This is a genomic window from Streptomyces sp. NPDC006551, from assembly GCF_040611675.1.
Lineage (GTDB): Bacteria > Actinomycetota > Actinomycetes > Streptomycetales > Streptomycetaceae > Streptomyces.
Genome location: NZ_JBEXOT010000006.1, coordinates 148,659 through 169,964, shown reverse-complemented (window position 1 = coordinate 169,964; position 21,306 = coordinate 148,659). Strand labels below are relative to the sequence as shown.

Genomic DNA, 21,306 nt, shown 5'->3' with positions numbered 1-21,306 from the left:
GCCCCCGCGTTGTCCGGCGGTCGGCGGGGAAGGCAGGATGACGGTCATGACGCACGCGATGCTGAAGGGCTCCAACGTCCCTCTCGACACCGCGGCCGTACGGGCCGTGCTCCGCTGGACCCCGGGCCCCGGGGTCCCTGACGTGGACGCCTCGGCCCTGCTCCTGGGCGCGGACGGGCGTGTGCGCTCCGACGAGGACTTCGTCTTCTACAACCAGCCGCGCCACCCCTCGGGTCTGGTGCGCCGGCTGCCGAAGAAGCGGGTGGCGGAGGGACTGACCGACACGGTCGAGGCCGACCTCGGCGGGCTCGACCCGTCCGTGGACCAGGTGGTGATCGCGGCCTCCTCGGACGGCGACACCTTCCGGTGCGTCTCCGACCTGCGGATCCTGCTGTACGACGCGGGCGCGCCGGACCGCGAGCCGCTGGCGCTGTTCGATGTGACGGCGGAGACCGGCGAGGAGACGGCGATCATCTGCGGCGAGCTGTACCGGCGCGGCGACGCCTGGAAGTTCCGCGCGGTGGGGCAGGGCTACCCCACCGGGCTCGTCGGTCTCGCGACCGACTTCGGGATCTCGGTGGACGAGGCCACGGACGAGGCCACGGACGAGGGTCAGGCCGCCGACGCCACCACCGGCCCGGACGGCACGGCCGGCCAGGACGCGTCCGCCGGCCCGGACACCGCCGCGGCCCCGGACCTCGACGCGACGGTCGTCCACACGCCCGTGACCGCTCCCGCGCCTCCAGCGGCACCTCCCGCCGTACCTCCCCAGCCGGCGGCTCCCCCGGCCTACGGCTATCCGCAGCCCGCGTACGGCTACCCCCAGCCGGCCTCTGCCCAGCCGGCCTACGGCTATCCGCAGCCGGCCTCGCCGCAGCCCGCGTACGGCTATCCGCAGCCCGCTCCGGCCGCCGCGCCCGCTCCGGACCCGAACTTCCGGCTGCCTCCGATGGGCCCGCAGTTCGTGCGCCCCTGAGGGGCCCTCCGGCGTCACCCGGTCATGCCTTCGTCTTGTAGCCGCGCCCCCACTGCAAGCCCCACCCGTACAGCCGGTCCAGCTCTCCCTGGAAGCCGTAGACGAACTTCACCTGGCGGCGGACGATCAGCTCGTCCTTCACGTTCTCGACGGTGAAGACGGCGCAGGAGCGCGCCTGCGGGGCGCGCTCGTCGAGTTCGATCTCGATCCGCGGGCCGTTGCTCGGGTAGAGCGTGACCTTGGCGTGGGTGCGGTCGAACGCCGGCGTCTGGTCGTAGATGTAGACGAAGAACAGCAGCCGCTTGATGGTGTCCTTGTGGTCGAGGTTGACGAAGATCGTCTCGCCGGACGATCCGCCGAACCGGTCGTCACCGCTCAGATTCACGTACGGCGGCGCGTTCAGGGCCCCGAAGAAGCCGCCGAGCGGCTGCACCACGCCCTTGCTGCCGTCGGTCAGCTCGTACATGCAGCCGAGGTCCAGGTCGACGTTGACGACGCCCTGGGTGTGCGCCTGGACGACCTCGGGCTGGAAGAGCTTGAGGGGATGGCGCAGCAGCCGGCCGCTCTGGCGGGAGCGCCCCCCGATGTCCGAGGTCCGCATCCGCCAGGAGAGGTTGACCCTCAGGTTGCCGGTCGCGGCGCCCTGTTTGGTGAGCGAGACCGATGGGTGTCGCTTGGTCAGGTCGATGGAGTTCGTCGAGGCGCTGCCCGAGTCGAACGGCGCCGCCCTGCCCGGAATCAGGCTGTCCCAGAAGGCCATGGCCCTCCCACCCCCACGTGTCCCTGGCCCCCCGGGGCCTGTCGATGCGGCCTGTCGATATGGCCTGTCGATACGCCGAGGGGCGGCCGGGTGCACCGGCCGCCCCTCGGTGAAGCGTTCCTCATTGCCGCGGGTGTCACACCCCCGATGACACCTCGGTCTTGTCGCCCGAGGAGCCGGGTCCTCCCTCGGCCGCCGCGAGCCGGCGGTTGCGCTGGATGGAGGAGACGAAGGAGGCCGCGATCAGAACGACACCGATGAGGCCGGTGATGAGCTCGCTGATCTCGTGCTCGATGGTGATGAGCAGGATGACGGCGAGGGCGCCGATCGCGTAGTGCGCGCCGTGCTCCAGGTAGACGTAGTCGTCGAGGGTGCCCTGGCGGACCAGGTAGACCGTGAGCGAACGGACGTACATCGCGCCGATGCCGAGGCCGAGCGCCATCCAGAAGATGTGGTTGGTGATGGCGAAGGCGCCGATGACACCGTCGAAGGAGAAGGACGCGTCGAGGACTTCCAGGTAGAGGAAGAGGAAGAACGCCGCCTTGCCGGCCAGGCCGACCGCGGAGACCGGCTTGCCCTCGGCCTTGGCCTTCTCCTCCTCCTCGTGCTCGCGCTCCTCCTCTTCCTCGAGCTTGTTCTCGAAGAAGCCGGAGAGACCGCCGACGATGAGGTACGTGATGAGGCCCGCGACGCCGGAGAGCAGTACGGTCGCCGACTTGTCCTGGTAACCGGCGCTGGTGTGCGCGTGGGTGGCGAAGGTCATCGCCGCGAGGAGCAGGGCGATGAGCGCGATGCAGACCGACAGCATGTCGACCTTGCCGAGCTTGGCCAGCGGACGCTCGAGCCAGCCGAGCCACTTGATGTCACGGTCCTCGAAGATGAAGTCGAGGAAGATCATGAGCAGGAACATGCCACCGAAGGCGGCGATCGCCGGGTGCGCGTCGGTGACCAGTGCCTCGTACTGGTCGGGGTGGTCCATCGCGAGCTGGATCGCCTCGATGGGGCCGACCTTGGCGCTGATGGCGACGATGGCGACGGGGAAGACCAGCCGCATGCCGAACACCGCGATGAGGATGCCGATCGTGAGGAAGATCTTCTGCCAGAAGGCATTCATCTTCTTCAGGATTCCGGCGTTGACCACCGCGTTGTCGAAGGACAGCGAGATTTCGAGGATCGACAGGATCAGTACGACCCCGAACGCCTCCCACCCCCACTGCCACGCGGCGAAAGCGAGGCCGAGCGCCGTGATGGCGAACGACCACCCGAAGGTTTTCAGAACCACTGTCTACCCCATCGTGTAAGTACGCGGCTTTACGAAACGTTGACCCCGAAGTCTAGAGCGATGCCCCGAAGGCCGGACGCGTACCCCTGTCCAACCGCCCGGAACTTCCATTCACCGCCGTACCGGTAGAGCTCACCGAAGATCATCGCGGTCTCGGTGGAGGCGTCCTCGGAGAGGTCGTAGCGGGCCAGTTCCTGACCGTCAGCCTGATTCACCACACGGATGAAAGCGTTGCTGACCTGACCGAAAGTCTGGCCGCGGTTGTCGGCCTCGTGGATCGAGACCGGAAAGATGATCTTGTCGCAGTGGGCCGGGACCTTGACCAGGTCCACGGTGAGCGACTCGTCGTCGCCGTCACCCTCGCCGGTGAGGTTGTCCCCCGTGTGCTCGACGGAGCCCTCGGGGCTCTTCAGGTTGTTGTAGAAGACGAAGTACTCGTCCCCGAGCACGCGTCCCGACTGACACAGCAGGGCGCTGGCGTCGAGGTCGAAGGGGGCTCCGGTGGTGGAGCGCGCGTCCCAGCCGAGGCCGACCAGCACCTGGGTGAGATTGGGTGCGGCCTTGGAGAGGGAGACGTTGCCTCCCTTGGCGAGCGTGACGCCCATGATGTGGTTCCTCCCCGGTGAGTACCGCTGACGCTGCTGATGCTGCTGATGCTGCCGATGAGGCACGTCCGGCGCCGCACGGAGGGTGCGGCGCCGGACGGCTCTGTTACTGCGTGCTGCGGACGGCTCAGACGTTGACGCCGAAGTCCGCCGCGATGCCGCGCAGACCAGAGGCGTACCCCTGGCCGACCGCGCGGAACTTCCACTCGTCGCCGTTGCGGTACAGCTCGCCGAAGACCATGGCGGTCTCGGTCGAGGCGTCCTCGGAGAGGTCGTACCGGGCGATCTCGGCACCGCCGGCCTGGTTCACGACGCGGATGAACGCGTTGCGGACCTGACCGAAGGACTGCTGGCGGTTCTCGGCGTCGTAGATCGACACCGGGAAGACGATCTTGGCGACATCGGCCGGCACGGTGGCCAGGCTGACCTTGACCTGCTCGTCGTCGCCCTCGCCCTCGCCGGTGAGGTTGTCACCGGTGTGCTCGACCGAGCCGTCGGCGCTCTTCAGGTTGTTGAAGAACACGAAGTCCTGGTCGTTGCGGACCTTGCCCTCCGCGCTCACCAGAATGGCGCTGGCGTCCAGGTCGAAGTCCGTCCCGGTGGTGGTGCGGACGTCCCAGCCCAGACCGACCATGACGGCGGTCAGGCCAGGGGCCTCCTTGGTCAGCGAGACGTTGCCGCCCTTGCTGAGGCTGACTCCCACGAGTCCCTCCATTGGTTTCCAGGGGCAGCGCCCCCGTCGTGCGTTGGCATCGGATCAACGACTGGATCCTAGTGACGGGTTCCCGGCCGGGACAGACGATTCGCCCTGATGTCTAGAGGGTGTCGAGCGCCTTGAGGTAGTCGTTGAGGTCGCGGGCGTCCGGCAGGGCGTTGACGACGCTCCAGCGGACGACGCCGTCCTTGTCGATGATGAAGGTGCCGCGCACGGCACAGCCCTTGTCCTCGTCGAAGACGCCGTAGGCGCGCGAGGCCTCGCCGTGCTTCCAGAAGTCGGAGAGCAGCGGGTACTCCAGGCCCTCCTGCTCGGCGAAGACCCGAAGGGTGTGGATGGAGTCGTTCGAGACGGCCAGGAGCTGGGTGTCGTCGTTGACGAACTTCGGCAGGTTGTCGCGCAGCTCGCACAGCTCGCCGGTGCAGACGCCGGTGAAGGCGAAGGGGTAGAAGAGCAGCACCACGTTCTTCTCCCCCTGGTAGTCGGAGAGCTTCACGGTGCGCCCGTGGTTGTCCTTGAGCTCGAACTCCGGGGCCTTGGTGCCGACCTCGATCGCCATGGCGTACGCGTCCCTTTCGCTGGACCTTCACTGGACCGAACAGGTGAGGACCAGCTTAGACACCGCCACGCACAGAGCCCCCGCCGACGGGTGTCGGCGGGGGCTCCTGCTGCTTGGGGGGGAATCAGCGCTTGGGTGCCACCAGTCGGCTGCCCGACCAGTCCTTGGCCACGCTGATGCTCTTGGTCTGGGAGAAGCCGGCCGTCTGCGCGGCATCGCTGATGTCGCTCGGCTCGACGTAACCGTCACGGCCTGTCTTGGGCGTCAGCAGCCATACGACTCCGCCGTCCTCCAGCAGGCCAATGGCATCGACCAGGGAGTCCGTCAGGTCTCCGTCCTCGTCTCGGAACCAGAGCACGACGGCGTCGGCGACGTCGTCGTAGTCCTCGTCAGCGAGGTCCGACCCGATGATGGACTCGATGCCTTCGCGGAGATCGAAGTCGACGTCGTCGTCGTAACCGATCTCCTGGACCACCTGTCCGGGCTCGAACCCCAGCCTCGCTGCCGGGTTGGTCCGCTCCTCCGCGTGGTCCGCGGTCGCGCTCACGGCTTGCCTCCTGATCATGTATCGGAAAATGCTTGGGCCGCGCGCGTACGCGCGGCGCTGGCCGTAGTCCACACGGGCTGGGCGGATCGCGCAAGTACCCGGCCGTCGAGACCGCCGAAACGGTGACGTTTGGGGCCGTCTCGCCGAAACTTCCGGACTGGAACCACTCCGCTCCGTGATGCAGGGCACACGCTTCGTACCGGTTTATGGTCTTCCGCGGTTTCAGTCTGCCGAACGCGCTGACGAAACGCATGCGCGGGTTGGGCGTAAGGTTGCGATTTGACCCAACCAGGCGCCCCCGGGGGGTTACCCCTCGGTAGAGATGACGTGTGACACCGACGGGGTACACGATGGACGTCCCGGCCTCCCCGTGGGCTCCACCGAAGCTCCACCGAACAGCGAAGGAACAGCGTGGCTTCCGGATCCGATCGCAATCCGATCATCATTGGCGGCCTTCCCAGCCAGGTCCCGGACTTCGATCCGGAGGAGACCCGGGAATGGCTCGACTCCCTCGATGCCGCCGTCGACGAGCGCGGCCGTGAGCGGGCCCGCTACCTCATGCTCCGTCTGATCGAGCGGGCCCGCGAGAAGCGCGTGGCCGTGCCCGAGATGCGCAGCACGGACTACGTCAACACCATCGCCACCAAGGACGAGCCGTTCTTCCCGGGCAACGAGGAGATCGAGCGGAAGGTCCTCAACGCGACCCGCTGGAACGCCGCCGTGATGGTCTCGCGCGCGCAGCGCCCGGGCATCGGGGTCGGCGGCCACATCGCCACCTTCGCCTCCTCCGCCTCGCTCTACGACGTCGGCTTCAACCACTTCTTCCGTGGCAAGGACGAGGGCGACGGCGGCGACCAGATCTTCTTCCAGGGGCACGCCTCCCCCGGCATCTACGCCCGCGCCTATCTGCTCGACCGGCTGAACGAGACGCAGCTCGACGCCTTCCGCCAGGAGAAGTCGAAGTTCCCGAACGGCCTGTCCTCCTATCCGCACCCGCGGCTGATGCCGGACTTCTGGGAGTTCCCGACCGTCTCGATGGGCCTCGGCCCCCTCGGCGCGATCTACCAGGCCCGGATGAACCGTTACATGGAGGCGCGCGGCATCGCCGACACCTCCAAGTCGCACGTCTGGGCGTTCCTCGGCGACGGAGAGATGGACGAGCCGGAGTCGCTCGGCCAGCTCACGATCGCCGCCCGGGAGAACCTCGACAACCTGACCTTCGTCGTCAACTGCAACCTGCAGCGGCTCGACGGCCCGGTGCGCGGCAACGGCAAGGTCATCCAGGAGCTGGAGTCGGTCTTCCGCGGCGCCGGCTGGAACGTGATCAAGCTGGTGTGGGACCGGTCCTGGGACCCGCTGCTCGCCCAGGACCGCGACGGCGTGCTCGTCAACAAGATGAACACCACGCCCGACGGTCAGTTCCAGACGTACGCCACGGAGACCGGCGCGTACATCCGCGACCACTTCTTCGGCGACGACCACCGGCTGCGGGCGATGGTCGAGAACATGACCGACGACCAGATCCTGCACCTGGGCCGCGGCGGTCACGACCACAAGAAGATCTTCGCGGCCTTCTCGGCGGCCAAGGCCCACAAGGGCCAGCCGACGGTGATCCTCGCCAAGACCATCAAGGGCTGGACGCTGGGCCCGAACTTCGAGGGCCGCAACGCGACCCACCAGATGAAGAAGCTGACGGTCGACGACCTCAAGCGCTTCCGCGACCGGCTGCACATCCCGATCACGGACAAGCAGCTGGAGGACGGCCTTCCGCCGTACTACCACCCGGGCCGGAGCTCCGAGGAGATCCAGTACATGCACGACCGCCGCAAGGCGCTGGGCGGGTACGTCCCGACCCGTGTCGTGCGGGCGAAGCCGCTGCCCCTGCCCGAGGACAAGACCTACGCCCCGGTCAAGAAGGGCTCCGGCCAGCAGTCGATCGCCACCACGATGGCGTTCGTCCGGCTGCTCAAGGACCTGATGCGGGACAAGGAGATCGGCAAGCGGTTCGTGCTGATCGCGCCGGACGAGTACCGCACGTTCGGCATGGACTCCTTCTTCCCGAGCGCCAAGATCTACAACCCGCTGGGCCAGCAGTACGAGGCCGTGGACCGCGAGCTGCTGCTCGCGTACAAGGAGTCCCCGACCGGCCAGATGCTGCACGACGGCATCTCCGAGGCGGGCTGCACCGCCTCGCTGATCGCGGCGGGTTCGGCGTACGCCACGCACGGCGAGCCGCTGATCCCGGTCTACGTCTTCTACTCGATGTTCGGTTTCCAGCGGACCGGCGACCAGTTCTGGCAGATGGCCGACCAGTTGGCACGCGGCTTCGTGCTCGGTGCCACCGCCGGCCGTACGACCCTGACCGGCGAGGGCCTCCAGCACGCGGACGGCCACTCGCAGCTGCTCGCCTCGACCAACCCCGGCTGTGTCGCCTACGACCCGGCCTTCGGCTTCGAGATCGCGCACATCGTCCAGGACGGCCTGAAGCGGATGTACGGCCCCGACGCCGAGGACGTCTTCTACTACCTGACCGTCTACAACGAGCCGATCCAGCACCCGGCGGAGCCCGAGAACGTGGACGCCGAGGGCATCCTCAAGGGCATCTACCGCTTCAAGGCGGGCGAGTCCGGCGAGCTGCCCGCGCAGATCATGGCCTCCGGCGTCGCGGTGCCGTGGGCGGTCGAGGCGCAGCGGATCCTCGCCGAGGAGTGGAACGTCCGCGCGGACGTCTGGTCGGCGACATCGTGGAACGAGCTGCGCCGCGAGGCCGTGGAGGTCGACCAGCACAACCTCCTCCACCCGGACGAGGAGCAGCGCGTCCCGTACGTGACGCGGAAGCTCTCCGGCTCGCAGGGCCCGTTCGTGGCGGTCTCCGACTGGATGCGCTCGGTTCCGGACCAGATCTCCCGGTGGGTGCCCGGTCCGTACACCTCGCTGGGCGCGGACGGTTTCGGTTTCGCGGACACGCGTGGTGCGGCCCGGCGCTACTTCCACATCGACCCCCAGTCGATCGTGCTGGCCGTCCTCACCGAGCTCGCCCGTGCGGGCAAGGTCGACCGCTCGGTCCTGAAGCAGGCCGTGGACCGCTACCAGCTGCTCGACGTGGCGGCGGCGGACCCGGGCGCCGCGGGCGGCGACGCCTAGGAAAGACCTGGTGGGCCGGGTGCGCGGGCGAAGGCGCCCCCGCGTCCCGCCTACCATGCCCGGCATGAAGGAACGCTGGGAGAAGCACACCCAAACGCCACTGCTGGCTCTGGCAGTGGCGTTCGGCGTCGCGTACGCCATACCGATCGTGGCGCCGGACGCCGACCGCTGGGTCCACGAACTGTGCCTGGCCGTGGAGTGGGTCGTGTGGGGTGCGTTCGCCGTCGACTACGTCGTACGGCTGGCTCTGGCACCCGCCAGGTGGACCTTCGTCCGCAGGCACCCGCTGGACCTGCTGGCGGTGCTGCTGCCGCTGGTTCAGCCGCTGCGGCTGCTGCGTCTGGTCTCGACGCTCCTCCTCGTGGGTCGGCGGTCCCGGATGGCCCCGCAGATCACGCTCACCACCTATGTGGCGGGCGCGGTGGTGGGGCTGCTGATGTTCGGCTCCCTGGCCGTGCTCCATGTGGAGCGCTCGGCCCCCGACGGGAACATCAAGACGCTCGGCGACGCGGTGTGGTGGTCGTTCACCACGATGACGACGGTGGGCTACGGCGATCACGCCCCGACCACCGGTCTCGGCCGTGTCCTGGCCGTGGGCCTGATGCTGTCGGGGATCGCCCTGCTGGGTGTGGTCACCGCCAACATCGCCGCCTGGTTCATCTCCCGCTTCGAGCGGGACGACGCGGCCGATCGCCGGCAGACGGAGCTCCTGGAGACGCTGACGCGCGAGGTGAGGGAGCTGCGGGCCGAGGTGGCCCGCCTCTCGGCACCCGCCGTGCCCGCCGCCGTGCCCGAGCAGGCCGGACCGGCTACCGCTCCCAGATCTTGAAGGCTCTGACCTGGTACGGGGTCTGGGGCACCCACACCCCGCGGCCCGGATAGGTCTCGAACTCGCCGGTCTCCGCGCACTCGGCCGACTGGTAGACGGTGACGGGCCGTCCGGTCCGGTTGGCCAGGGCCTGGGCCGTTTCGCCCGCGGCCAGTGGCACACAGCTCTCGATGTCGGTGTCCGACAGCTCGTGCGTGTGCGCCTTCCCCTTGAAGTCGGCCTTTGGCCAAAGGCAGAGCTGGCCGGGTGCGCAGGCGCCGAGCCGGGGCTGCGGCGCGGCCGTGGCGGGCGTGGCCGGTGTGCCCGCCAGGAGCGTGGTGAGGAGGGCCGCCATCAGGGCGGCCGTGAGAACGGTCTTCGTACGCATGTCGTTACCCCCGCCGTTTCGTCACTCTCTGTAACCAAAACTCTGGCCCCCCTGACCGCCCGATGGGAAGGGGGTTCGGTCCGGTTCACCCGGATAGGTGCATGCCCCCGCCGGACCGGGTCCGGCGGGGGCATGCGTACACCCGTCACCTCACGTCAGATGTGGGCGCCGCCCGCACCCGCCTCCGCGTTCTCGCCGCGCTTGGTCAGCGTGGCGACCAGCGCCGCGACGACGGCGACGACACCGGCGACGGTGAAGGCCAGGCCCATGCCCTGCATGAACGTGTCGTGGATGACGCCGCCGATGGTGTCGAAGAGGTCCGGGGTCATACCGGGCGCCTTGGCCAGCTCCGGCGGGACCATGCCGAACTCGGCCGCCTGCTCCAGCTGGGGGTCGGCCGGCACGGGGATGCCGGCGTCCTTCCAGTTCTCCTCGAAGGCGCTGGAGACCTTGGAGGACATGACCGCGCCGAGCACGGCCGTACCGAGCGCGCCGCCGACCTGCATCGCGGCCTGCTGCAGACCGCCGGCGACGCCGGAGAGCTCCAGCGGGGCGTTGCCGACGATGACCTCGGTGGCGCCGACCATGACCGGGGCGAGGCCCAGACCGAGGAGGGCGAACCAGAGGGACATCGCGAAGGTGCCGGTCCCCTCGGAGAGGGTGATCATGCCGAACATCGAGGCGGCCGTGCAGACCATGCCGCCGACCAGCGGGATCCGCGGGCCGAACTTGGTGATCAGCGCGCCGGCCAGCGGCGAGGAGACGATCATCATCGCGGTCAGCGGCAGCAGGTGCAGACCGCTGTCGACCGGGCTGAGGCCCTTGACGCCCTGGAGGTAGAAGGTCACGAAGAACAGGCCGCCCATGAAGGCGAAGGCCATCAGGACCATCAGCACCACACCGGCCGACAGCGGGATCGAGCGGAACATCGCCAGCGGGATGAGCGGCTCCTTGACCTTCGTCTCCCAGAGGGCGAAGAGCGCGAAGAGGAGCACCGCGCCGCCCAGGAAGCCCCAGGTGTTGCCGCTCGCCCAGCCCCAGGACTCACCGGCCTTGATGATGCCCCAGATGAGGGACCCCATCGCCGCGGAGAGCAGCAGGATGCCGAGGACGTCGAAGGAGCGCGGGGCGTTCTGGGCGCGGTGGTCCCTGAGGATCACCACGCCGAGGACGAGCGCGAGGACGCCGACCGGCACGTTGATGAAGAAGACGGACTGCCAGCTGACATGCTCCACGAGCAGGCCGCCGACGATCGGGCCGCCCGCGGTGGAGGCGCCGATGACCATGCCCCAGATGCCGATCGCCATGTTCAGCTTCTCGGCGGGGAAGGTGGCGCGGAGCAGGCCGAGCGCCGCCGGCATCAGCAGCGCGCCGAAGAGGCCCTGGAGGACGCGGAACGCGACCACGAGCCCGATCGAGTCGGAGAGGCCGATCGCACCGGAGGCGGCGGCGAAGCCCGCGATGCCGATGAGGAAGGTCTGCCGGTGCCCGAAGCGGTCCCCGAGCTTCCCGGCCGTGATGAGGGCGACGGCCAACGCCAGCAGATAGCCGTTGGTGATCCACTGGACCTGGGCGAGTGACGCGCCGAGGTCCGTCTTGATGGCGGGGTTGGCGATCGCGACGATCGTGCCGTCGAGCGCCACCATCATCACGCCGACAGCGACGGCGAACAACGTCAGCCAGGGGTGGCCTCGCAGTCCCTTCGCCGGGGCCGGCGCGGGCTCCCTGGCACCCCCTTGACCCTGCGGGGCCTTTTCCACGGTGGTCTGACTAGTCATACCGGCGAGGCTAATGTCAGCCACTGACAATTGACAAAGCAATTCATGCGTCGGTAACTGTCACGTAGCTCACAGGTACCCTGAGCTGCACACAGCGTCGGAAAGTGGCGGAAAGAGGACCATGCGGTGACGGTTTCCGGGCTGCGGGAACGAAAGAAGCAGCGCACGCGCGACGCGCTGCTGCGGGCGGCCTTGGAGCTGTTCACGACCCAGGGGTACGAAGAGACCACCGTGGACGAGATCGCCGACGCGGTCGAGGTCTCCCAGCGCACCTTCTTCCGCTACTTCGCCTCCAAGGAGGACGCGGCCTTCGCCGTCCAGAAGATGGTGGAGGAGCGTTTCGTCCGGGCACTGGCCGAGCGACCCGCCGAGGAAGGCCCGCTCGACGCGATGCGCAACGCCGTGCTCAGCTCCTGGGACACCATCGGCGAGGCGATCATGGAGGTCGTGCCCGTCGAGCTGTACCTGCGGACCTTCCAGATGATCGAGTCGACACCCGCCCTGCTCGCCACCCATCTGCGCAGGACCACCGAGATGGAGGAGGCCATCGCCCGGCTGATCGCCGAACGCGAGGACCTGGACGTGGACGAGGACCCACGCCCCCGGATCGCGGTGGCGGCGTTCAGCGGCGTCATGCGGGTGACGGGCCAACTGTGGGGCCGGGGCACCGACCCGACCCTCGAGGCGATCCGCGCGCTGACCGAGCGCTACCTGGACCACCTGGGCCCGGCGCTCGAACCGCACTGGCGCGACTGACGACCGGTCAGGGGCCCCGAGCCGAGCGGGGCGTGCGCCCGCGCGCACGGAGCGTCACCCCCTCCCGTTGGCGGTGTGATCCCGGTCACCGCACGCACGGCGCCCTCCACGCGTCTTCTAGGGTGTGGCGCAGTGACTTCTCTCGACTCCTCCCCCACCCTCTCCGTCTGGCGCATGCTGCTCGCGCTGGCCGTGGTGTTCGTCCTCCTGGCGACCTCCGGCTGGACGACGCTGCGTGATCAGCGCGGGCCAGTGGGGGCGCGGGAGACCGCGCTCGCCTCCTGGACGCACGGCAGGATCGGCCACCGGGCGCTGCCCGACCCCGCCGCCCCCGCCCGTACGATCGCCGCGTTCTTCCGGTCGATCGGCCCGGCCCAGGGCGCCCGCCTCGCCGACGCGCACCCCTTCGTCGTCGGCAACCTCAACGGCGCGCCCCTCACCCTCCGCTACCGCGCCAACCGGCTCTCCCTCGCCCACGCCCTCGGCGCCGAGCGGGGCAGGGTCGAGGACCCCCGGCTCTCCGCGACCGGGCGCCACGAGGCCCTGCGCCGGGTGCACCGCTTCGCGTCGCTCATGCGGCAGGACCGCCAGATCCTCGCCTTCGACCCGACCGGCCCCGGTCGTACGGCCGAGGTGCTGGGCGATCTGGAACGGGCGCAGCGGGTCTCGGTGATCGTGCCCGGCGTCGACACCAATCTCCTCACCTTCCAGAAGACCCACCGCAAGTACTCGGCGCCGGCCGGGATGGCCGAATCGCTGTACGCCGCCGAACGCCGGGCCGCGCCCCGCGCCCGTACCGCCGTGATCGCCTGGGCCGACTACACCGCGCCCGTCGGGGTCGGCATCGACGCGGCGATCGGACGGCTCGCCGCGATCGGTTCCGTACGCCTGGTGGACATGGTCGCGGCCCTGCCCGGCGGCTCGCGCGTCAGCATCTTCTGCCACAGCTACGGCTCCGTGCTGTGCGGGGTCGCCGCCCCCCGGCTGCCCGCCCGGGTGACGGACGTGGCGGTCGCCGGAAGTCCCGGCATGCGGGTGGAGAGCGCGGCCGAACTGGCCACCCGCGCCCGGGTGTGGGCGATGCGGGACGCGGACGACTGGATCCGGGACGTGCCCAATCTGGACCTCGGCGGGGTGGGGCACGGGGCGGACCCGGCGGAGCCGGAGTTCGGGGCACGGCTGCTGTCGGCGGCCGGGGCGACCGGCCACGCGGGCTATTTCGAGCCGGGCACGGACAGCCTCGACAACTTCGCCGCGATAGGCGTCGGTTCGTACCGCAGCCTCACCTGTGCGGGCACCGACAGCGCTTGCCGCAGCGGAATCTCCGGTGCGGAAGGTGCCTGACGCGCGTAGAGCCCACGGGTTTCGGGCCCCCTCTCAGGGGCGACGCGCGGGCGCCCGACGCATACGATGAGGCACATGGGTGATGTGCTGGCCGGAATTCATGCCACCTGGGAGTTCGAGAGCGACGCCGTCGTCATCCGCTTCGAACGGGGGATCCGCACACCGAAACTGTTCCAGACGCTGCGCGAACGACGCATCCCGCACGAGGCGTTGGCGTCGGTGACGCTCGCCCCGGGCAAGCGGGGCACGGTCGTGCTGCACGCGGTGCCCAGACCGGGCGCCGATCCCCTGATGGAAGCGGCCGCGGGACAGCTGAAGGAAGGGCGCGACCCGTACCGGCTGGTGCTGCCGGCCGAGCGGGAGACCTTGGCGGAGTACTACGGGGACGAACTGAGAACGCTGCTCACCCCGGGGGCGGGGCCGTCGGAAGGGTTCCTGGTCGCGGCACCGGAAGGACCGCAGTCCTTCAAGGCCTTCGACGGGAAGGCGATCTTCGACGGCTCCTCGGAGGTCTCGTTCCGCTGGTTCGGCACGGGCGCCTCCTCGGAGAAGTGGAAGGCGGGCGACCAGACCTTCTCGGTACGGGAGCTCAGCGGGGTCGAGTGGCGCTCGCCGGACGTCTTCGACGGGTACCTGCGGCTGCTGCCCCGGGGCGGTGAACCGCGCCACGCGCAGGCGGACCGGGACCCGGCGGCCGTCGTCTTCGGCCTCGGCTACGGCCTGGTCCACGAGTCCCTGCCGTTCGCGGCGGCGGTCCTCGCGGCGATCCGGGGCGCGGGCCGGGCGGCGGCACCACTGGAAGCGGAACGGTTCGACCCCGCGGGGGTGGCCGAACGGATCCGGCATCTGGGGGAGCTGCACGATGCGGGCCTGGTGACGGACGAGGAGTTCACGGCGAAGAAGGCGGAGTTGCTGGCGCAGCTGTGAGGGGGCGGCGGGGGCGGTCGGCCTCGCGGCTCGCGGTGGGCGGGCGGCCTCATGGTTGACGGCTCGCGGTGGGCGGTCGGCCCTCATGGTTCGCGGCTCGCGGTGGGCGGTCGGCCTCGCGGTCGGGCTGTCTGTGCCGACTGCCTCGCGAGGGGCTCGCGGCTCATGGTCGACAGCTCGCGGTGGGCGGGCAGCCTCGTCGTCGGCGGCCTCGCGGGCGGCGCGGCCGGGATGTCGGGCCGTCGCCGGCCCACTGAGCGCGTCGGGCCCCTTCGCCCGGCGGCCCCGCCTCATACCCCGGTACGAGTCCGGGTCCAGCCCCTCGGTATGACGCTCCGCCGCGTCCCCTCTGCCTAACCTGAGCGGGCCATGCGTACCGACACCCCTGACACCACGCTCCCGGACTCCGCCGGACTCCCGTCCCGCGCCGCGCGCGCCGCCCGTCTCCTCTCCCCCGCCCGGGACGTCATGCAGGCGCTCGGCGTGGCGCTCGCGACGCCCACCCAGCCGGGCGCCCCGCTGCTCGCCCAGGCGCGGAAGCGCTGGCTGCGGCTGCTTCCCTACGGGGTGGCCTTCGCCTTCGTCGCCACGCTGCTCCCCGTCACCATCACGGTCCTCGCCCAGGACTACCAGGTCAACGGCGCCCTCGCCGGTGCCCTCGCCACCGCCCAGGCCGCGCCGCTGCTGCTCGCCGTGACCCGCCCCCTCCAGGCGTGGTGGATCATCGGGACCGCCGACATCGCCGGCGCGCTGCTGATGCTCCCGGCGGACGGCCTCGACGGGCGCTCCTGGCCGTGGACGCCGATGGTCGTCATCGGCTACCTCGCCCTGATGCTCGCCCTCGGCCTGCGCGAGTCGCGCCGGGCGCTGCTGGGGGTGTGGCTGGTGACCGGCGCCGCCGGGTTCCTCTTCGAACTGCTCTCGCGGCAGCACACTGACGGCATCCACATCCTCCTCTTCGTGCTGAGCGGCGTCGTCCTGCTCATCACGGCGACGCTCCGCGAGCGCGGCGACGCCGAGCGCCGGACGGCGGAGGAACGGGCACGCACCACCCTCCTGGAGGAGCGGGCCCGCATCGCACGGGAGTTGCACGACGTCGTCGCCCACCACATGTCGGTGATCACTGTCCAGGCGGACTCGGCGCCGTACCGGATCCCCGGCCTGCCGGAGGCGGCGCGGGAGGAGTTCACCTCGATCGCGGCGAGCGCGCGGGAGTCGCTCGCCGAGATGCGACGGCTCCTCGTGGTGCTGCGCAACGAGGGCACGGAGGGAGAGCGGGCCCCGCAGCCGGGGCTCGACCGGCTGCAGCAGTTGATCGAGGCGACGGTACGGGCGGGGGTGCCGGCCGAGCTGTCGATGGCGGCGGACCTCCGGGGTCTCAGCGAGGTGCCGCAGGCGGTGGACCTGTCGGCGTACCGGATCGTGCAGGAGGCGCTGGCCAACGTGGTGCGGCACGCGCCGGGGGCGCGGACCCGGGTGTCGGTCCGCGCGGAGGACGACTGGCTGGACGTGCTCGTCGTCAACGCCCCCGTGCCCGGGCGCACTTCGCCGCTGGAGGGCGGGACGGAGACCGGCCACGGGCTGGTCGGGATGCGGGAACGCGTACGGTTGACCGGCGGCACGCTGGACGCCGGGCCGCTGCCGGACGGCGGCTTCCGGGTCGCGGCCAGGCTCCCGCTGCGTACGAAGGACGAACGCCCGTGACCATCCGCGTGATCATCGTCGACGACCAGGCCATGGTGCGGGCGGGGTTCGCCGCGCTGCTCGCGGCGCAGGCCGACATCGACGTGGTGGGCGAGGCGCCGGACGGGCGGGCGGGCGTGGAGGTGGCCCGGTCGACGCGTCCGGACGTGGTGCTGATGGACGTACGGATGCCGGAGATGGACGGGCTCGCGGCCGCGCGGGAGGTCCTCTCGCCGCCGGTGGGTGTGGTGCACGTGCCGAGGGTGCTGATGCTGACCACGTTCGACGTGGACGACTACGTGTACGAGGCGCTTCGCGCGGGGGCGTCGGGCTTCCTGCTGAAGGACGCGCCGCCGGCGGACCTGATCGCGGCGGTGCGGGTGGTGGCGGGGGGCGAGGCGCTCCTGGCGCCGTCGGTGACGCGCCGCCTGATCGCCGACTTCGCCGCGTCGCGGCCGGCGCCGCGGGCGGACCGGGCGGCACTGCGGCTCAACGGCCTGACGCCGCGCGAGACGGAGGTGCTGGAGCTCATCGCGCGGGGGCTGTCGAACCAGGAGATCGCGGCGCGTCTGGTGCTCGCCGAGCAGACGGTGAAGACGCACATCGGGCGGGTGCTGGCGAAGCTGGATCTGCGGGACCGGGCGCAGGCGGTGATCTTCGCGTACGAGTCGGGGCTGGTCACGCCGGGGGACGCGGGGCGCTGACGCGGCCGGCGGCGCGGGGCGCTGACGCGGCCGGCGGCGCGCGGGGCCGGCGGCCGCCGCGCGGGGGCCTCTCCCCCACCCCGCCCCTTTCCGAAACCCTGACGGGACCTGGGGCTGCGCCCCCGTACCCCCGGGCGCGCCGGGGCGGCGCCACCCTGCGGCGCACCGATGCGCGCGGCCTCGGACTCGCGCCCCGAGTGGGCGGTGGGACCGTCGCGGAAGGCCCCGGCACCCCGAAGCGGCGCCACTCTGCGGCGCACCGATGCGCGCGGCCTCGGACTCGCGCCCCGAGTGCGCGGCGGGGCCCTGACGGAAGGCCCCAGTCCCCCGAAGCGGCGCCGATCGGCGCACCGAGTTTGCGGGGCCTCGCCTCGGGGCGTACGTGGCGCCCGGGCGGGCCCCCAAGGCGGGCAGAAGCCCCGCCCGAGCACCCCGTCACAAACGCCCCCACCCGGCAGCCGCGGTCGGCGTCGGGGCGCTCGCATGACGGTTTCTCCTGGGGAAATCCTCACCCCCGCGCGGGGGTTCGCGCCCCGTACACCCCCTACTGGGGTAGCAGCGCGGAGTTGGCGCTCCGGTGTGACGTGCCGTCACCCATGACCTTCCTACCTTCCTCTCGCCACGAACGAGAGACAGGAAGAGGGAGGGCAGGCTATGCGCCGCTATGCGAGGACCCTGGTCACCGTCGCGCTCACCACCACGGTGGTGACCGGGACGGCCGGGTGGGCGTCCGGGAGTGCGCAGCAGGCCGTGACCGGGGTGCCGGTCGGGACGGAGGCCTGGCGGGCGGAGGGGCTGCCCGATCCGGCGCGGATGACGGCCGCGCAGGTCGCCGCGTACTTCCGGGGGTTGGGCCCGGCCCGGCAGCGTGAACTCGTCCGCGCGCACCCCTCCGTCGTCGGGAACCTCGACGGCGCACCCCTTCCCCTTCGGTACGAGGCCAACGCCCTGACCGCGGGATCCCGTTACGCCGGGCGCCAGATCCTCGCCTACGACCCCCGTGGCCGGGGGCAGGTCGCCCTCGTCCAGGGGGACCTGGCCAGGGCCGAGCACGTCGCCGTCGTCGTACCCGGGTCCGACATCGACGCCGCAAACATCACGCCCCTCACCGACAAGGCCGACGCCCTGCGCCGCGCCGCGGGCGACGACACCGCCGTCGTCGCCTGGGCGGGCTACACGACCCCCGTCGGCGTCGGCGTCGACGCCGCCACCGGGAAGCTCGCCGAGGCCGGGGCCGAGCGGCTGACCCGCCTCGCCGACGGGCTCGACGCCGTCGGCGCCGCCGAGCCGGCCGTCTTCTGCCACAGCTACGGCTCCGTCGTCTGCGGCCTCGCCGCCCACGACCTGAAGGCCAAGGACCTCGTCGTTCTCGCCTCCCCCGGCATGCGCGCCGACAACGTCCGCGAGCTGCGCACCCCCGCCCGGGTCTGGGCCGCCAAGGACCCCTCCGACTGGATCGGCAAGGTCCCGAACGTCCGGTTCGCGGGGCTCGGCCACGGCGAGGACCCCACCGACCCCGCCTTCGGCGCCCGCCGGGTCCCCGCCGACGACGCACGGGGCCACGACGGCTACTTCGCGCCCGGCACCGGTTCCCTCCGTACCTTCGCCGCCATCGCCCGGGGTGAGGTCCGATGAACCGCCTCGCCGAGAAGATCGAGGGCCGGACGCCGGCCCACCGCGACCGGGCCGTGGACGGCCTGCGCGCCCTCGCCCTGCTCGCCGTACCGACCGGGCACTGGCTCCTCGGCGGCTTCACCCTCTCCTCCGACGGCGCCCTGCACAACGCCAGCCCGCTCTCGGCCTTCGGCGGACTCGCCCCGGTCAGCTGGATCCTCCAGATGCTGGGGATCTTCTTCCTCGTCGGCGGCTACGCCTCCGTCCTGTCGTACGCCGGACGGAAGGGCTCCACCGGCGACTGGCTCAAGGCGCGCCTCGCGCGCCTCGGCCGCCCCGTCCTCGGCGTCACCGCCGTCTGGGCTCTGCTGCTGCCGCTGCTGCACCATGGGTTCGGGGTCCCCGGCGACACCCTGCGGACGGCGTCCACGCTCGTCATCCAGCCGCTCTGGTTCGTCGGCGTGTACACGATCGTCACCGCCCTCACCCCGCTCTGCGTCCGGGCCGCCCGCCGGCTGGGCGCCTGGGCGGCCGCCCCGCTGCTCGGCTCCGTCGCCGTCGTCGACCTCCTGCGCTACGGGCCGTACGCCGAGGCGGTGCCGTCCTGGCTGAGTGCGCTCAACATCCTCCCCGGCTGGCTCTTCGCCTACCAGCTCGGCGTCTCGTGGGCCGAGGGCCGGATCACCCGGCGGCACGCCTGGGGCCTGCTGCTCGGCGGCGGGGCGCTCTTCGCCGCCCTGCTCCTCGTCTTCGGGTACCCCGCCTCGATGGTCGGCGTCCCCGGCGAGGCCCGTACCAACTCCCACCCGCCGTCGCTGCTCGTCCTCGCCCTCGCCGCCACGCAGAGCGGCGCCGCGATCCTCCTGCGGGACCGGCTCGGGAAACTGCTGAAGCGGCCCGCGCTGTGGGCGCCGGTCGTCGTGATCAACCTGTCGGCGATGACGATCCTGTGCTGGCACCAGACGGCGATGCTCGCCGCCGCGATCCCCGCCTCGTACGTGGGTGAGATCCCCGGTCTGGTCGGCGCGCCCGACACCGTCGGCTGGATCGCCGCCCGGCTGGCCTGGATGCCGCTCTTCGCCGGACTGCTCGTTCTCGTCGGGCGGTACGCGCGCGGCTTCGAGTCCCCGTGGACGCGGACCGGCACGGCGCGGCGGGCGGCGGCGGGACTCCTCGCGGCGGGCTTCGCGGTCTTCGCCCTGGGGCTGGCGTGAGGCAGCCGCGCACGGTTCACGCCGGGGTCGTGCGAGGGTCTGCCAACGCGCCGGTCCCCGGCGGGCGTTACTCCCGCGCCGCCGAGGTGAAGCTCATGTCCGGGTACCGGTCCCCCGCCACCTCGGCGGCGATCGGCTCCAGTTCCGCGAGCTCCGCCTCCGTCAGCGTGATCCGGGTGGCCGCCGCGTTCTCCTCCAGGCGGGCGCGCTTGCGGGTGCCGGGGATCGGGACGACCGTCAGACCGTGCACCGAGGACCGCTGCTGCACCCAGGCGAGGGCGATCTGCGCGGCCGTCGCCCCGTGCGCCGCCGCGATCTTCAGGACCGGCGCGAGGAGCGCCGCGTTCCGCTCCGCGTTCTCCCCCGTGAAGCGGGGCTGGTACTGGCGGAAGTCGCTGCCCGACAGGTCCTTCGAGGCGTCCACGAAGGCACCGGTCAGGAAGCCCCGGCCGAGCGGGGAGTACGGCACGAAGGTGACGCCGAGATCCGCCGCCGCGCCGACGGCGCTGCGCTCCACGTCGCGCGAGAACAGCGACCACTCCGACTGCAGCGCGGCGATCGGATGCACGGCGTACGCCTCCCGCAACTCCGCGCCCGTGACCTCGCTCAGGCCGAGGTGGCGCACCTTGCCCTCTCGTACCAGCTCCGCCATCGCGCCGACCGACTCGGCGAGCGGGACGTCCGGGCTCCGCCGGTGCATGTAGTAGAGGTCGATGGTGTCGACGCCGAGACGGCGCAGGCTGGCCTCGGCGGACTTCCTTATGTACGCGGGGTCGTTGTTGATCCCCCGGTAGTGCGGGTCGTCGGCGCGGCGCTCGATCGCGAACTTGGTGGCGAGGACGATCTCGTCGCGGTGCGCGGCGACGAACGGGGCCAGGAACTCCTCGTTGGCCCCCTGCCCGTACACGTCCGCGGTGTCGATCAGGGTGACACCGGCCTCCAGGGCCGCGTCGAGGGTGTCGCGGGCGGCGGCCTCGTCGGTGTCGCCGTAGAACTCGCTGATGCCCATGGCACCGAAGCCCTGGACGCCGATCTCCGGTCCGTCCGTGCCCAGCCGGACCGTGGAAATCCTGCTCATCGGGTCATGCCTTCCCGTAGTGACTGATCTTGAGGTCCAGAACGGCGAGCGTGTCGTGGAGTTCCTCGATCCGGGACAGCACGTCCCGCCGGGTGGTCTCCAGGAGCTCGCGCCGTTCGGCGAAGGTGTGGTCGCCCTCCCGGACCAGCTCCGCGTACCGGACCATCGAGGCGACCGGCATCCCGGTCAGCCGGAGCTTGCCGACGAAGGTCAGCCAGCCCAGGTCGCGGTTGGTGAAGCGCCGCTGGCCGGTGTGCGAACGGTCGACGTGCGGCATCAGCCCGATCCGCTCGTACCAGCGCAGGGTGTGCGCCGAGAGCCCGGTCCAGGCGGCCACCTCGCTGATCGTGTAGCGGTCCTGACCGTCCGGCCGCGGAAACGCGGGGTCCTGCGAGATGGTGCCTGCGATCACGCTCATGGCCTC

At 71.1% G+C, this 21,306-nt stretch carries 20 protein-coding genes; 10 read left to right on the top strand and 10 right to left on the bottom strand.

Going from position 1 to position 21,306, the window contains the following annotated elements; all coding sequences use genetic code 11:
- Positions 1 to 37: 37 nt before the first annotated feature.
- Positions 38 to 976 carry a TerD family protein gene (locus tag ABZY12_RS09620; RefSeq protein ID WP_356888732.1) on the top strand — a complete coding sequence of 313 codons (939 nt, stop codon included), beginning with the start codon at positions 38 to 40 and terminating at the stop codon, positions 974 to 976.
- A gap of 22 nt (positions 977 to 998) precedes the next feature.
- On the opposite strand, the gene ABZY12_RS09615 is transcribed toward ABZY12_RS09620, so the two are convergent.
- The 6 genes from ABZY12_RS09615 to ABZY12_RS09590 all read right to left on the bottom strand — a co-directional run bounded on the left by ABZY12_RS09615 (position 999) and on the right by ABZY12_RS09590 (position 5,444).
- A complete protein-coding gene (locus ABZY12_RS09615) occupies positions 999 to 1,736 on the bottom strand; it encodes a Tellurium resistance (protein ID WP_356888731.1) in 738 nt (245 codons plus the stop codon).
- A gap of 136 nt (positions 1,737 to 1,872) precedes the next feature.
- On the bottom strand, positions 1,873 to 3,018 hold the full coding sequence (locus ABZY12_RS09610) for a DUF475 domain-containing protein (protein WP_356888730.1): 1,146 nt from the start codon (positions 3,016 to 3,018) through the stop codon (positions 1,873 to 1,875).
- A 29-nt stretch (positions 3,019 to 3,047) separates the two neighbouring features.
- Positions 3,048 to 3,623 (bottom strand): TerD family protein, encoded by a 576-nt coding sequence (locus tag ABZY12_RS09605; RefSeq protein WP_356888729.1) that lies wholly within the window; start codon positions 3,621 to 3,623, stop codon positions 3,048 to 3,050.
- 127 nt (positions 3,624 to 3,750) lie between these two features.
- Complete coding sequence (locus ABZY12_RS09600; RefSeq protein ID WP_356888728.1) at positions 3,751 to 4,326, bottom strand: TerD family protein; 576 nt, start codon at positions 4,324 to 4,326, stop codon at positions 3,751 to 3,753.
- A gap of 112 nt (positions 4,327 to 4,438) precedes the next feature.
- Positions 4,439 to 4,897 (bottom strand): peroxiredoxin, encoded by a 459-nt coding sequence (locus tag ABZY12_RS09595; protein ID WP_356888727.1) that lies wholly within the window; start codon positions 4,895 to 4,897, stop codon positions 4,439 to 4,441.
- A gap of 124 nt (positions 4,898 to 5,021) precedes the next feature.
- Positions 5,022 to 5,444 (bottom strand): DUF3052 domain-containing protein, encoded by a 423-nt coding sequence (locus ABZY12_RS09590; RefSeq protein WP_137989507.1) that lies wholly within the window; start codon positions 5,442 to 5,444, stop codon positions 5,022 to 5,024.
- Between the two features lie 411 nt (positions 5,445 to 5,855).
- Here ABZY12_RS09590 and aceE point away from each other — a divergent pair, with 411 nt between their 5' ends.
- On the top strand, positions 5,856 to 8,588 hold the full coding sequence (gene aceE / locus ABZY12_RS09585) for a pyruvate dehydrogenase (acetyl-transferring), homodimeric type (protein WP_356888726.1): 2,733 nt from the start codon (positions 5,856 to 5,858) through the stop codon (positions 8,586 to 8,588).
- A 55-nt stretch (positions 8,589 to 8,643) separates the two neighbouring features.
- Positions 8,644 to 9,417, top strand: coding sequence for a potassium channel family protein (locus ABZY12_RS09580; protein WP_356888725.1), 774 nt, complete (start codon positions 8,644 to 8,646; stop codon positions 9,415 to 9,417).
- Here the strand turns inward: ABZY12_RS09580 and ABZY12_RS09575 are convergent.
- Positions 9,398 to 9,784 carry a peptidase inhibitor family I36 protein gene (locus ABZY12_RS09575; RefSeq protein WP_356888724.1) on the bottom strand — a complete coding sequence of 129 codons (387 nt, stop codon included), beginning with the start codon at positions 9,782 to 9,784 and terminating at the stop codon, positions 9,398 to 9,400. The two genes, ABZY12_RS09580 and ABZY12_RS09575, sit on opposite strands and share 20 nt — an antisense overlap.
- Positions 9,785 to 9,939: 155 nt before the next feature.
- The gene (locus ABZY12_RS09570) at positions 9,940 to 11,562 is read right to left on the bottom strand and encodes an MFS transporter (RefSeq protein WP_356888723.1); all 1,623 of its coding nucleotides are present in this window, start codon (positions 11,560 to 11,562) and stop codon (positions 9,940 to 9,942) included.
- 126 nt (positions 11,563 to 11,688) lie between these two features.
- Between ABZY12_RS09570 and ABZY12_RS09565 the strand changes: the two genes are divergently transcribed.
- The 7 genes from ABZY12_RS09565 to ABZY12_RS09535 all read left to right on the top strand — a co-directional run bounded on the left by ABZY12_RS09565 (position 11,689) and on the right by ABZY12_RS09535 (position 19,804).
- The gene (locus tag ABZY12_RS09565) at positions 11,689 to 12,318 is read left to right on the top strand and encodes a TetR family transcriptional regulator (RefSeq protein ID WP_356888722.1); all 630 of its coding nucleotides are present in this window, start codon (positions 11,689 to 11,691) and stop codon (positions 12,316 to 12,318) included.
- Positions 12,319 to 12,450: 132 nt separating this feature from the next.
- Positions 12,451 to 13,662, top strand: a complete 1,212-nt coding sequence (locus tag ABZY12_RS09560) for an alpha/beta hydrolase (protein ID WP_356888721.1) — start codon at positions 12,451 to 12,453, stop codon at positions 13,660 to 13,662.
- Positions 13,663 to 13,737: 75 nt separating this feature from the next.
- Positions 13,738 to 14,589: a DUF4429 domain-containing protein gene (locus tag ABZY12_RS09555; protein WP_356888720.1), complete on the top strand. Its 852-nt coding sequence runs from the start codon at positions 13,738 to 13,740 to the stop codon at positions 14,587 to 14,589.
- Between the two features lie 468 nt (positions 14,590 to 15,057).
- Positions 15,058 to 16,293, top strand: coding sequence for a histidine kinase (locus ABZY12_RS09550; RefSeq protein ID WP_356888825.1), 1,236 nt, complete (start codon positions 15,058 to 15,060; stop codon positions 16,291 to 16,293).
- Positions 16,290 to 16,976, top strand: coding sequence for a response regulator transcription factor (locus ABZY12_RS09545; protein ID WP_356888719.1), 687 nt, complete (start codon positions 16,290 to 16,292; stop codon positions 16,974 to 16,976). Before ABZY12_RS09550 ends, ABZY12_RS09545 begins: the two co-directional genes overlap by 4 nt.
- A gap of 654 nt (positions 16,977 to 17,630) precedes the next feature.
- Complete coding sequence (locus ABZY12_RS09540; RefSeq protein WP_356888718.1) at positions 17,631 to 18,611, top strand: alpha/beta hydrolase; 981 nt, start codon at positions 17,631 to 17,633, stop codon at positions 18,609 to 18,611.
- A complete protein-coding gene (locus ABZY12_RS09535; protein WP_356888717.1) occupies positions 18,608 to 19,804 on the top strand; it encodes an acyltransferase in 1,197 nt (398 codons plus the stop codon). The genes ABZY12_RS09540 and ABZY12_RS09535 overlap by 4 nt, the downstream gene beginning before the upstream one ends.
- A 67-nt stretch (positions 19,805 to 19,871) precedes the next feature.
- Here the strand turns inward: ABZY12_RS09535 and ABZY12_RS09530 are convergent, their stop codons facing one another.
- Together ABZY12_RS09530 and ABZY12_RS09525 are read right to left on the bottom strand one after the other, a co-directional pair.
- A complete protein-coding gene (locus ABZY12_RS09530; protein ID WP_356888716.1) occupies positions 19,872 to 20,882 on the bottom strand; it encodes an aldo/keto reductase in 1,011 nt (336 codons plus the stop codon).
- 4 nt (positions 20,883 to 20,886) lie between these two features.
- On the bottom strand, positions 20,887 to 21,300 hold the full coding sequence (locus tag ABZY12_RS09525) for a MerR family transcriptional regulator (protein ID WP_356888715.1): 414 nt from the start codon (positions 21,298 to 21,300) through the stop codon (positions 20,887 to 20,889).
- Between the last annotated feature and the right edge of the window lie 6 nt (positions 21,301 to 21,306).